Genomic DNA, 13,833 nt, shown 5'->3' on the forward strand with positions numbered 1-13,833 from the left:
AAACATAACCAAATGGTCAAGAAGAAGATGTTTTATTCCTTTATAACGATTAAAGCGTTTTAGCCTGAAAGGAAGTCGGCAAAAATAATAAAAGCATGGCTCCAATTAAAGATGCAAATGCTGCTATATTAAAAGCATAGGTAGCGCCAGCACCGTCCAGCCATAGGTGGCCTGCAATATAGGCCCCTATCGCACCACCTAAACCATAAACTCCGCCTAGGTAAACCGCTTGACCCCGACCTTGTTCAGAGCGATTAAAATACTCTGATAAGAATTGCATACTTGCACTATGGTATATAGCAAAACTTGCTGCATGTAATAACTGAGTTAAGATAAGTAGCCATAATACATCACCGTAATTACCGGTAAAATACCAGCGAATGGCGGTAATAAATAAACTTAACAACAATAGCCATTTAACAGAAAAATATGTAAAAATTTTACCTGCAAAAATAAATACAATAACCTCGGCAACCACTCCTATGGAAATCAATAAACCTACCGCATAATCGGGATACTCTAAATCACGCAAGTACAAGGCAAAAAAACTATAAAAAGGGCCAAAACTTATTTGCAGTAAAATGCCCGAAATGAAAAAGATAATAAAAGGCAATTTAAACAGCCGAATAAAAATTGTTGTTTCACTGTTATGGGTAGTTAGCGTTTTTACGGGTTGTTTTAATCGTAAGGTTGATATCAATAAACAAATCAGTAGTAAACTACCTACAGTGATAAATGACTGATAAGTAAAAATACTCATCACTTCACCGGTAATAATAGCTAGAGCGATAAAACCTATACTCCCCCACAAACGGATTCTAGCGTAAATTTTGCCACTTCGGCGTACTGAGCTTAAAGTCAGTACTTCTAATTGAGGTAATATGGCAGTCCAAAACAAGCTGAATAATGCAAGAGATAAGGTAATAGGCCAAAAAGCATCTAGCCAATAAAGCAAAACAAAACTGAGTAATGCTAACAGCGCACCCAATTGAATAATAGCTAACTGACGACCACTTTTATCCGCGAGCATTGCCCAAAGGCTAGGCGCTATTATTTTTGTCGCCGTAATAATGGCAAGTATTTCACCTACTTCAAGAGAGTTAAACCCTTTACCATCTAGAAACACAGACAAGAAAGGTGTGACTAACCCTAACAAGGCAAAATAGAAAAAGTAACTACTTGATAAACGAGTAAATAATTGCAAAGTGATGAGTGAAGTATGTCAAAATAGTTGAGTAGTATACCCCACTATTTTGATTTTTGCTGACCAATTAGTCAATAAAGATAATTAATCAGCAATTTAAGTGTCGCTTTGATGAATGCCGTGAATAAGCCACGTACATAAGCTACATTAATTAGCTCATTTTCCGTTACTCTGTGATAATCGGGGTTTCACAATGTACGTCAGCATTTTGAGCACGATGGCGTAAAAAGTGATCCATTAATGTTAATGCTAACATTGCTTCTGCAATAGGAACTGCGCGAATACCTACACAAGGATCATGGCGGCCTTTTGTGATGATATCTGTAGATTCACCTGATAAATCAACCGTTTTACCACTTACGCCAATACTTGAGGTTGGCTTTAATGCTAAATGAGCAACTATTTGTTGACCCGACGAAATACCGCCTAAAACCCCACCGGCATGATTACTAGCAAAACCATTGGGCGTTAATTCATCTCTGTGCTCAGAGCCTTTTTGATCAACTACACCAAAACCATCACCAATTTCTACGCCTTTTACGGCATTAATGCTCATTAAGCCATGAGCAATATCTGCATCTAAACGATCAAAAATCGGCTCACCAAGCCCTACAGGTACATTAGTAGCAACAACCGTTACTTTAGCGCCGATAGAATCTTTTTCTTTGATAATACTGCGTAACAACTCATCTAATGGTTCAAGCTTGCTACTATCAGCGAAGAAAAATGGATTTTCTTCAACCGATTGCCAGTCAACCTTAGTTAAGTCAAACTCTTCATTAGCAATAGCTGAGGCTTTAACGTCGCCAATTTGAGTAACGCATGCTTGTATTTTCATGCCAAATTTTTCAAGTAAATACTTTTTCGCTACAGCACCTGCTGCAACGCGCATGGCTGTTTCGCGCGCAGATGAACGACCACCGCCTCGGTAATCACGTAATCCGTATTTTTGCCAATAAGTATAATCAGCATGGCCAGGTCTAAAGCTTTGGGCAATATTTCCGTAATCTTTTGAGCGTTGATCGGTATTCTCAATCATTAAACCAATGGGTGTTCCTGTCGTTTTCCCTTCGAATACGCCTGACATAATTTTAACTTCATCCGCTTCTCTTCGCGCTGTGGTATATCGTGAAGTCCCTGGACGTCGGCGATCTAAATCAACTTGTAGATCAGCTTCAGTTAGTTCAATACCTGGAGGACAACCATCGATAATTGCCCCTAAACCTAATCCATGACTTTCACCAAAAGAAGTCACTGTGAATAATTTACCGAAAGTATTACCTGACATGCTACAAACCGCCTGTATTTATATGCTTTATGTTTACCTAGTAATCAAGGTATTCAATAATGTTTAATGTTCTTTTTTCTATTCAACACTAATGTGTTTTAACTTTTCAAGGCTGCCTTAAAAAGTGTTCTATGCTTTACTAATTGCGTTTTAGTGAGTAAAAACACGCCATGGCCACCTCGTTCAAAGCTTAACCATGAAAAATCAACCTCTGGATAAAGTGCTTCAACATGTATTTGCGAATTACCGACTTCACATATTAGCAGGCCATCATCATTTAAATGCTCTGCGCTCTCAGCTAATATCACACGGACAATATCAAGACCATCTGAGCCACACCCTAACCCCATTTCGGGCTCGTGCGTGAACTCTGCGGGTAAACTATCAATGTCTTGTTGATCAACATAAGGCGGATTTGTCACAATTAAATCATACTTTTGCCCCTTAACCCCAGAGAAAACATCAGATTGAATTGGAATAACTTGTTCACTTAAGCCATGATTTTCAATATTTAATTGCGCAACATTAAGTGCATCAACCGATAGGTCAAGGGCATCAACGTCTGCTTCAGGAAAATAGCTTGCACAAGCAATAGCGATACAACCACTACCAGTACATAAATCTAATATACGTTTTGGTGGTTTTTCACTGTTGATATATGGCGAGAATTTATTCTCAATAAGTTCCCCTATAGGAGAACGAGGGACTAAAACGCGTTCATCAACATAAAAAGGTAGTTTAGCAAAATAAGCAAGGTTAGTTATATAAGGAACTGGCAGCTGCTCGGTAATACGTTGTTCGAACAGTCCTAATATCTGTTGTTTTTCATTCGTTAATAACCGGCAATTCATAACGGTTTCATCTAATTCATCAGGTAAAGATAACGCATACATTATCAACGTGAGCGCTTCACTGAAGGCATTATCGCTACCATGACCATAAAAAAGTTCAGCCTGATTAAACAAACTCGCACCGAAGCGAGAAAAATCAGCGACTGTATGTAATTGAGTAAGCGCTTCTTCTAGGTTATCTAAAGACACAGTTTGTTCCTATTAATTAACAATGTGGTTAACTAGCGATATGCTTGTATTTCACCACCAATGATTTACACTGCCGCCATGAAAGACAACGACTCATTACGCAGCTTACTTAAAAAGCAAAAGAAATCGCTAAAAAAAACCGTTTCAGAAAACGACAAATTATTGTTTAGCGATGCTATTGGTAAGGTCAAGCCTATGGTGGTGGACACCATACACCCAGTCAAAAAAAGCAGCAAGCCCAAAACCCATTTTGACGATAAAAAAAGTCACCAAGCTAAAGCTGAGTTTCATTTTTCAGATGAATTCGAGCCTAATTTGAATAAAAAAGGGCCTATGCAATATGTTCGTGAAGATGTAGACAGTTTTGAGGTTAAAAATTTACGTCGAGGCTATTATGCGCCTGATTTAATTCTTGACCTTCATGGCTTAGCTCAACATCAAGCAAAGAAAGAAATTGCAGCACTTTTATTTGCTTGTCAAAAAGAACATGCCCAATGTATTTGTATCGTACACGGTATAGGTTCTAACATTTTGAAAAATAAAGTACCACACTGGCTAGTACAGCACCCTGATGTAATGGCATTTCATCAAGCGCCATTAGAATGGGGAGGCAATGGTGCTTTGCTTGCGTTAATAGAGTTAAAAGATAAATTTAATAAGGCCTAAACGGCTAATTAATGACACAAGCAACCTTGAAGAAAACTCTCTTAGCACAAGTCTAATGGTGAAATGAGTCGCACAACTTCACCTGTCATTCTAGTTACGTCGTAATCTATTTCAATAATAGCTGCTGTTGCAAAAATGGGAGCGTTTTCAGGTGTGGTAAGCTCTGCAACTAAATAACTCACCAATGGCATATGAGAAACAATTAGAACGGCATGGGGCTCTTTTGTTGACTCACCACTCATTTGCGCGCAATACCCATCAATATAATCATGTACCTGTTTTGCACTGCCACTAGGTGTTATAAAATCTAACGTTGAAGACGCTATGTGCGCATTATGTTCAGCCGACTGTAAACTCGACAGCATAATAGCAGCAGTTTGCTGTGCTCTATCATAAGGACTCATAAATATTTCTTGAATATTCTTAGTTATATTAAGTAGCCACTTTCCCATTAACTGTGCTTCAAGTTGACCTTGTTTGGTTAACGTTCGATGAAAGTCACTTTGTGGCTGAAAACTTGAAATGGCTTGAGCTTCACCATGACGCATTATGAAAATTTGCATTTTTTCTCCCGCACTTCAAAAATCGCGGATAATATCAAAGATTTATTTACTTTCTAGTTAACAAATAGTTGAGTCTATGATTATTTTACAGCTATAGTATTAGCATTACGCTATATTCAATAGCAATGACTATTTATATTTTGAAGCTATTCTCTTCAAATAAATGCTATTTTAATCGTAATTAAATAATAATAACATCACTAATCTACGCTTTGCTGTATAAAGTGTTCTTAGGAGCCAAGGTTGAAGCAAAGCCCCAATGATTTAAAGAAATACCAACCGCTCACATTGCAAAATGGGTTACGGGTTCTTCTTATTAGTAATACTGAATCAGATAAAGCCGCTGCGGCTCTAGCCGTAAATGTTGGCCACTTTAATGATCCTAAAGACAGAGAAGGTCTTGCTCACTTTCTTGAACATATGCTTTTTCTGGGCACAGAAAAATACCCTGATGGCAGTGAGTACCAGCACTTTATCAGCCAACATGGTGGTAGTAATAATGCTTGGACAGCCACTGAACACACGTGTTTCTTTTTTGATATTCAATCTACGTTTTTAGCTCCTGCCTTAGATAGGTTTAGTCAATTTTTTATTTCTCCACTGTTAAGCGAAGAGTTTGTTCAGTCTGAGCGTCAAAATATCGACGCTGAATTTAAAATGAAACTCAAAGATGATATCCGTCGTCTTTATGATGTTCACAAAGAAACGATTAATCCTAAACATCCCTTTGCAAAGTTCTCTGTTGGAAATATAGATACATTACAAGATCGAAATGAACAAAGTATCAGTAATGAAGTTCGTGCTTTTTTTGAGCAGCACTACAGTGCACACCATATGACATTAGCCGTTGAAGGGCCGCAGTCAATAACAAAGCTTGAACAAATGGTTTGTGAACTCTTTTGTGACATACCTAATTCAAATACGTCTATTGAACCGATTACTGAGCCGCTATACCTACAAGAACATCAAAAAATTCAAATAAACGTTTGCCCTATCAGAAACGATCATCAATTGATCATTAGTTTTGCCATGGGCAGTATTGATGAATTATATAAAACTAAACCCGAATCAATACTCGCTTATCTACTGGGGCATGAAGGTGAAGGTAGTATTCTGTCTCTATTGAAAAAGCAACAATGGGGTATGGGCTTAACTGCTGGTTCAGGGATAAATGGTTCAAACTTTAAAGATTTTAATATCAGCATTTCACTTACCGAATTAGGTGAACAGCATATTGATGAAATAATTGATATTGTTTTTAGTTATTTGCATCAACTTAATGAAAAGGATATTGAAGGGTTTTATTATCAAGAAAAACAAAAAATATCTGATATTGCCTACATTTATCACGAAAAAATGCGCCCATTAGATAGTGTCAGTCAACTGGTTATTAATATGCACCACTACCCCGTTGATGACTATATTTATGGTGATTACATCATGGAAGAGTTTGTCCAAACAGACATCCGAACTTTGCTAAATGCGCTAACACCTAACAACATGCGAATTATTCATATTTCGCAGAATAACAAATTCGATAAAGCAAGTTACTGGTACAACGCGCCTTACCATGTAAAAACGATTAGCCAAAGTAAAATAAGCCAGTGGCAGAACATATTAGAGGCTTCGTCTGCAAAGACAGTGCCTTTACAAAAAAATTGGTATCAGCAGTTACATTTACCACAAAAAAACCCTTATATCGTTGCATCTCCTAAAGTTTATCCTAATCAGAGTAACACTTCTTTAATACCTGAAGTAATTGTCGATGAAAGTGGTATTAAGGTTTGGTATAAACAAGATAATACTTTTAAGGTGCCAAAAGGTTACCTTTATCTAGGAATAGACTCACCAAAGGCGATACAAAGTATTGAAAACATAGCCATGACTAGGCTATTCGTCGATTTATATACCGATACAGTGATAGAAAAAAACTATGACGCTGAGCTTGCAGGTATTCATTACCACCTGTATGCCCACCAAGGTGGCGTTACATTACAAATTTCAGGTATGAGTGAGAAGCAAAATCTCTTGCTTGAAAAATTATTAGTTAATTTAAAAAACCATCATGTAAGTAAACAACAATTCAATCTATTCAAAAAGCAATCAATAAAACATTGGAAAAATAGCGATAAAAGTAAATCTATATCCCTATTGTTTTCTCAATTAAGCTCACTGATGCAACCGAATAATCCAAATAGTGAGGCCTTAATCAATGCATTATCAAAGGTAAGCTATGATGATTACCTAAATTTTACCCAACAGTTATTTGCTAAAGTAACCATTGAAGCACTAATACACGGAAACTGGTTAAGTAATTCAGCACAAGAAATCGCTAAAAAAATACAGCAACACTTCAAAGATAACATTCATGAGCAATATGCCGTTCAATGCCCTGTTGTTGATATTAGTGATCAAGAAACGTTGTTTTTACCCATACATTTAACTGAACATGATTATGCCAGTGTTATATATACACCAATGCAAACAAAAGATAACTTAACCATTGCCTTAACCATGATTACTAGTCACTTGCTTTCTCCTCTTTTTTTTCAAGAAATGAGAACCGAGAAGCAATACGGTTATTTAGTTGGTGTCGGGTATGTACCTATTAATAGGTATCCTGGTATTGCTTTTTATATTCAATCACCACATACAAACGCTATTGATTTAAGTATCGCAATAGAACAGTTTATCGATACATGTTTAGATAACATTTCAACGATGGATAACGAGAAATGGCATAATTTTACTCACGGTTTAGCCAGTCAACTACAAGAAAAAGATCATAATTTAAGAATTAAAAGTCAACGGTTCTGGGCTTCAATTTGCAATAAAGACGATGAGTTTGCGCACAAAGAAAACTTGTTAAATACCATTTTATCGTTAACGCTAGAACAAGCTATTTGTTTTATTCGAGAAGAGTTATTTAGCACAAATTCACCTGACCGCCTCATTCTTTTATCTTCAAAAGCGAAAGATATCTCTTCAGAGCAAGGTTTTGAACAGGATATTTTAAATACACTAAGTGGAAAAATAATAACCAATCATTCAGATTTTACAAAAAATAGTCAAAGAAAATACTAAAATTGTCGATATAGCAATAACATAGATTGACTTAACATAACAATTGCTTGTAATGTTTAGATGATAATAGTTTGTAAGAAGTACTTTTATTACAACTGATGATCTTTTTATTTATTTGATTAGTAGAGTTAGCACTTGCGTATTTCATTTTTGAAAAATTGCTGTACAAGGATTGAACGACTTACTCGCTTAATGTCTCAATATTTACTTCATAACAGTAAAGTGAGACTTCGATGTAGTATCGCTTTACTTTTGTCTATTATTTCCTCTTCTGTTTTAGCTCAATCCACACCAACCTCGGAACAAGAACAAAACTTTGAAAGCATTCCTACTGGCACATTAAAATTTAGTCATCTGTCATCAAGTGATGGCCTATCAAGCAGTAATGTTTTTGCAATAAACCAAGATAAGCAAGGTTATTTGTGGATAGGCACAGAAGATGGATTAAATAGATATGATGGTCAAAACTTTAAGACCTATCGTCATCAAATCACAGATTCAAATTCAATAAGCGCAAACCTTATTAGAAAAATTTTTATAGATAGCAATAACACTCTATGGGTCGGTACCCAAAATGGTTTAAGTCGCTATAACCGTGAGCTGGATAACTTTGACAATTTTCATCACCAAGAAAAAAACCAATATTCCCTAAAAGACAATGTAATTTGGGATATTTATCAAGACAATAAGTTTAATATCTGGGTATCAACAGAAAAAGGTCTTCATACGCTAGAAGATAAAAACAATAATGTCTCTTTTAACAGAATAAGCATAGTCGGTCTAAATAAAGAACTCACTGAAATTAAAACCATTTATCATGATAAAGCTAATAATAATTATTGGTTCGGTAGTTTTGATAAAGGTATTCATATACTCAATGAGAATGTTGTTAATACAGATAGAATAAAAGATTCGTCTACTTATGCAGGGTCATTACAAAGCAAAAATAAACTAGGCTTAACTATTAATGCTGATTCGCTCTTTGAAATTCAAGCTATTGATAAAAAATTATGGTTAGCTACTGATAATGGTGTATATATCATAAAGGTTGATAGCAATAATAATTATACCCTCACCTCTCATATAACAACCGAGCACGGTTTATTATCAAATCATGTAAGAGCCATAGAGCAATACGATAATAATCATGTGTGGCTAGCAACAGATAAAGGTTTAAATGTTATCAGTTTGATAACAAATGAAATAACGTCTCATCAAAATAGCAGCGACAGCTTCTCTTTATCTGAAAACTGGTTAATGGCAAGTTTTAAAGATAAAAACAATACATTATGGCTTGCAACATATGGCGGAGGTTTAAATAAATACTCACCTTTAACCGCTAAGTTTCACCATGAATTATCGATTGAAAGTAAAAACTATAGAGTGGAATCTTTTGCTGAGATGCCAGATGGAACGATCTATATTTCAACAGAGCGACACGGTTTATTTAAGCTTAAAAATAATGAAATATCTCCAATAACCCTTTCAATAAAAGAGAATATTTGGCAAATAATTAGAATTAAATCACATTTATATTTAAGAACTGAATTAGGAAAATTATATAAGTTTTCAACAAAAACTAAGAGTGCTGAAGAAATTCCAATTTGGAATAAAAAATCTAAGTTCACGATTAATCAAAGATTAATCGCTATTAATAACTCAGCATGGTTTATCAATAAAGATAAAGTTCTAACAAAATTCAATACTATAAATTATAGCTTTCAAATACTACCTCACCTAAGCAATCTTATTACATTACAACGTGATGGTAATAATATTTGGTTAACTAACGAATCAAGAGAATTAATCGTTGTTAATACTCTTGATAGCTCTTCTATTAGTATGAAATTAACAATACCTAAAGGAATAGATGTAAAGCAAATATCTAGTATCGCTATTGGTAAAAAGTACATATGGTTAGGTACAAACTCTCAAGGTGTAATTTTAATTAATAAAGAAAGTAAGCAAGTAGCGATATTTAATGAAAATAATAAATTAAAGAATAACTATATAGCTTCAATATTAATTGATTCAGAAGATAGAGCATGGGTAGCTACAAATAAAAATATTTCTGTCATTTTTCCTGAAAAATCAGAAGTCACTCATTTTGATAGTGACTTCTTATTATTTGAACCTGAGTTTATAAAATATTCTTCATTTAAAGCTAGTAATAATGAAATTTTCTTTGGCAGCCCTCAAGGTTTTTATCACTTTTTACCCGAGGAGTTATTACAAGTTAAACAAAAGATTTCAACGCCTGTTTTAAGTAACCTTTATATTGCAAATAAAGAAGTCGTAATAAAAAAAGTTGACCATACAAATGTACCAGCAGATATCACTCTTTTAACAAAAATAAAGACTCTAGCTGAATTGCCTAAAGCTGCTAACAAAGCATTCTTTTTAAATAAACACCTAAACAGTCAAACGAGCATAAGCCTAAATCATAACCACTCACCTATTGGCTTTGAGTTTGTGTCACCTAACGCAAAAATACCAAGCCAGTTGAAATACCAGTATAAACTACAAGGGCTTGAAAAAGGCTGGGTTCAAGCAGATCCAAGGAATAACATAGCGACATACACTAATCTAGCACCTGGAAAATACGCTTTCATTATTGAAGCATTCGATGTACAAAACTCAACAAGTAAAAAAAGTAAAAGTATTAATTTAGAAATTTTACCTCCTTGGTGGTTAACCAACACAGCCATCTTTATCTATGCTCTCTTAGCTACACTTGCTATTAGTTTTATATTTCAACAAGTTAATAATCGTAGACTTTATCATTTGCGTATTCAGCAAAATGAAGAACGATTAAAGCTATCTTTATGGGGAAGTGGTGATGAAATGTGGGATTGGAATATATCCACAGGTAAGATTTATCGTTCGAATATCTGGGGAATGCTGGAGTTTCCACAAGACGGACAGCGAAATGAGTTTGGCAATGCTCAAGTTGCAGATAATTCAAGCCAATCTGACAAGACTAAAGCTAGCTCTTTCCCTTTAACTAACATTCATCATCATGATCTAAAACGAGTTAACCATACTCTTGATCAACACTTCTGTGACAGAACAGAACACTTTGAATCAACTTACCGAGTTAAAGATAAAAGTGGTCAATGGATATGGATATTAGATCGCGGCAAAATCGTTGAACGAGATGAAAATAATGCGCCTACACGTATGACAGGTACATTAAAAGATATTAGCAAAATAAAGCAAACAGAAGAAAGGTTAAAACTGTTTGCAAAATGTATCGAAAACATTTCTGACGCCATGGTAATTTACGATAAAAACTTCCAGTTAGTTGATATTAATAAAGCATTTACCAAAATTACAGGGCAACATAAAGAAGAAGTTATTGGTGAACCGCTTCAATTTCGCCTTTATCCTGAAAGCTTTACTTCTAATGTAAAAAAAGAATTATCTGAAAAGGGCTGTTGGCATAATGAAATAGAAAGTAAGCGTGAAAATGGCAGCACCTACATTACCGATCTAAATTTAGATGTTATCTATGATGAAAACCATAATATTTCTCACTATGTCGGTATTTTTTCCGATATTACTAAACGTAAATCGACAGAAATAGAATTAAGAAGGCTTGCTAATTCTGATACCTTAACAGGGTTACCTAATCGTTCTTTGTTTCAAGCAAATCAAACTAAATTAGTGAACAATAAAGACCGACACGCTTTACTTGTCTTTGACCTTGATAACTTCAAAAAAATCAATGATTCTTTAGGTCACCAAATAGGTGATGCGATACTATGTAAAATAGCTGAACGCCTCTTAAACTTAGGCAGAAAAAAAGATACCGTTTACCGTCTAGGCGGTGATGAATTTAGTATATTAATTGAAAAAACAAATGACATTCACACCATTACAACGATAGCGAATGAAGTTTTAACAACAATAGCACGTCCGTTTAAAGTTAAATCTCAAGAGATTGTTTTATATAGCAGTATTGGTATTGTGCTTTACCCCGATGACGGATTGGGCCCTCATGAATTATTAAAAAATGCAGATACGGCTATGTATCATGCAAAAAATGAAGGGGGCAATCGTTACCAGTTCTTTAGTGATTCTATGAATAAGAAAGCAGTACAACGCTTTAAGGTCGAAAATCTAATACGGTTAGGCCTAAAAGAAGATGCATTTACTGTTTTTTATCAACCTAAAATAGCAATTTCAACAGGGAAAATTGCCGGTATGGAAGCATTAGTTCGTTACGAAACGCCTTCACACGGATTTTTAAGTCCTGCTGAATTTATTCCTGTATCAGAAGAAACAGGGCAAATTTTAGAAATAGGTGAAGTTGTACTCAGAAAAGCTTGTTTCGCTACCAAGCAGTGGGTTGATAATAACTTATTTACTGGTCGCGTTGCTGTTAACCTTTCTGCCGTGCAGTTTAGCCAAGCTAATTTAGTTTCTATGATTGAAGATATTCTAAACGAAAGTCAATTACCTGCTAAATATCTTGAACTCGAAATTACCGAGGGTACGGTAATGGACTCCCCTCAAAAAGCAATAGAGACCATGCAACAGTTAAGAACCATGGGAATCAGCTTGTCACTCGATGATTTTGGCACAGGCTACTCTTCGCTAGCATATTTAAAACAGTTCCCGATAAATACCTTAAAAATAGATAAAGCTTTTGTTGATGATATTGAACAATCTGAGCAAGGAAGAAATATGGTCGCTACAATAGTTACCATAGCTCACAATTTAGATATGCAAGTAGTCGCTGAAGGTGTTGAAACGAATAGCCAACTCGACTTTTTATCCACCTTAGGTTGTGAGCAGTTACAAGGCTACTTATACAGTAAACCTCTTGCTGAAGATAAGTTTCAGCGATATTTACTGTCACATCAAATAACCCATAACTCTACTATATTCACGAATTAGCTTTAGTAAAAAATACATTAATACTGTCAAAAATATAACGCTTTTAAGTACTTTTAAAAGTTACCAATTTATTGAATTTTCCAGAATACAATCCTCCCCCCTCTAACACCAGTATAGATACTTAAAGCATACATTGACTTATGCTTACTTATCTTCAGATAAAATATACTTGGCATAAGTTTCGCATTAATTTGTCGTGATAATTATAAGAATTGATTCATCAATCAACCTAAATTCAAACCTCAAATAAAGGAAAACTTATGCTAACTTCAATTATTTTCTCTATGGCGCTTACGACTTCATCTTTTGCTGAACCAAATATTCAAAACTCAACATTACTCGAACTGAACTCCAAGCTTGATACTTTTCTAGTTGGAGATAAAAGAGGCTCAATCAGAATTGGGGATAAAAGAGGTTCTATCAGAATTGGTGATAAAAGAGGTTCTATCAGAATTGGTGATAAAAGAGGTTCTATCAGAATTGGTGATAAAAGAGGTTCTATCAGAATTGGTGATAAAAGAGGTTCTATCAGAATTTAATCAGTTTTGGAGTATCTATGCTTAAAATAATCAAATTATTCTTCGCATTGAATAAAGCAGAAAAAAAGAAAGAAAATCCAATAGCAAAGCGTATTGAAATAAAAGAAATGCCTGCTAAAACGTGGTGGTCATAGTGATATGATTAAGTTGAATGATTAACGCCAATCTTTTCAAGGTTGGCGTTTTTATCAAATCACGCGCGAAATAATACAGAATTAAATGAAGCAAAACGAGCGATATTAAGTCGCCTTTTCATCATAAACATCGGCCAAGCAAATGGTCCAAACATAAAGCCTGCAAATGCCCAGCGTTTTCTACTTAACCCTGAAAAAGTAGCCTGAAAATAAAAAAACATTGAGCAACAAAAAGCACTCAACAATATAGCTAAAAACAACATAACAATTTTACTACTCTTTTAGAACCCGTTGACCTTTATTAACATTTTCAGCAATAAGCTGTTTTATCAATAGCAAAGATAAACAGATCCTAAGTCAACACAACACAGTTAATAAATGAAAAATTTATAACTGTAACCCAAAAAACACGG

8 protein-coding genes are annotated in these 13,833 nt (G+C 34.9%); 4 read left to right on the forward strand and 4 right to left on the reverse strand.

The genetic code is table 11. The features are described 5' to 3' along the window. Window positions 1-49: 49 nt before the first annotated feature. From D1094_RS14210 to prmB, 3 genes are all read right to left on the reverse strand, one after another. Window positions 50-1,204, reverse strand: a complete 1,155-nt coding sequence (locus tag D1094_RS14210) for an MFS transporter (protein WP_259337970.1) — start codon at window positions 1,202-1,204, stop codon at window positions 50-52. Window positions 1,205-1,370: 166 nt separating this feature from the next. Continuing rightward, window positions 1,371-2,492: a chorismate synthase gene (gene aroC, locus D1094_RS14215; protein ID WP_118960781.1), complete on the reverse strand. Its 1,122-nt coding sequence runs from the start codon at window positions 2,490-2,492 to the stop codon at window positions 1,371-1,373. Window positions 2,493-2,590: 98 nt separating this feature from the next. Then, complete coding sequence (gene prmB / locus D1094_RS14220) at window positions 2,591-3,532, reverse strand: 50S ribosomal protein L3 N(5)-glutamine methyltransferase (protein ID WP_118960782.1); 942 nt, start codon at window positions 3,530-3,532, stop codon at window positions 2,591-2,593. Between the two features lie 60 nt (window positions 3,533-3,592). On the opposite strand from prmB, the gene smrB reads away from it, so the two are divergent. Continuing rightward, window positions 3,593-4,198, forward strand: coding sequence for an endonuclease SmrB (gene smrB / locus D1094_RS14225; RefSeq protein ID WP_118960783.1), 606 nt, complete (start codon window positions 3,593-3,595; stop codon window positions 4,196-4,198). A gap of 41 nt (window positions 4,199-4,239) precedes the next feature. On the opposite strand, the gene sixA is transcribed toward smrB, so the two are convergent. Further along, window positions 4,240-4,761: a phosphohistidine phosphatase SixA gene (sixA, locus tag D1094_RS14230; protein WP_118960784.1), complete on the reverse strand. Its 522-nt coding sequence runs from the start codon at window positions 4,759-4,761 to the stop codon at window positions 4,240-4,242. A gap of 243 nt (window positions 4,762-5,004) precedes the next feature. Between sixA and D1094_RS14235 the strand changes: the two genes are divergently transcribed. The 3 genes from D1094_RS14235 (at window position 5,005) to D1094_RS14245 (ending at window position 13,286) form a co-directional block, all read left to right on the forward strand. Then, a complete protein-coding gene (locus D1094_RS14235; RefSeq protein WP_118960785.1) occupies window positions 5,005-7,845 on the forward strand; it encodes an insulinase family protein in 2,841 nt (946 codons plus the stop codon). 135 nt (window positions 7,846-7,980) lie between these two features. Next, entirely contained in the window at window positions 7,981-12,747 is a 4,767-nt protein-coding gene (locus D1094_RS14240) for an EAL domain-containing protein (RefSeq protein WP_182440198.1), read from the forward strand. A 260-nt stretch (window positions 12,748-13,007) separates the two neighbouring features. Further along, window positions 13,008-13,286, forward strand: a complete 279-nt coding sequence (locus D1094_RS14245; protein ID WP_118960787.1) for a hypothetical protein — start codon at window positions 13,008-13,010, stop codon at window positions 13,284-13,286. Window positions 13,287-13,833: the final 547 nt, after the last annotated feature.

The sequence above is a fragment of the Colwellia sp. RSH04 genome, from assembly GCF_003545765.1.
Lineage (GTDB): Bacteria > Pseudomonadota > Gammaproteobacteria > Enterobacterales > Alteromonadaceae > Colwellia.

Excerpts from the sequence above, each read along its gene's own strand:
- aroC (WP_118960781.1), bottom strand. The coding sequence starts at position 2,492 with ATGTCAGGTAATACTTTCGGTAAATTATTCACAGTGACTTCTTTTGGT.
- smrB (WP_118960783.1), top strand. The coding sequence starts at position 3,593 with ATGATTTACACTGCCGCCATGAAAGACAACGACTCATTACGCAGCTTA.
- sixA (WP_118960784.1), bottom strand. The coding sequence starts at position 4,761 with ATGCAAATTTTCATAATGCGTCATGGTGAAGCTCAAGCCATTTCAAGT.
- D1094_RS14245 (WP_118960787.1), top strand. The coding sequence starts at position 13,008 with ATGCTAACTTCAATTATTTTCTCTATGGCGCTTACGACTTCATCTTTT.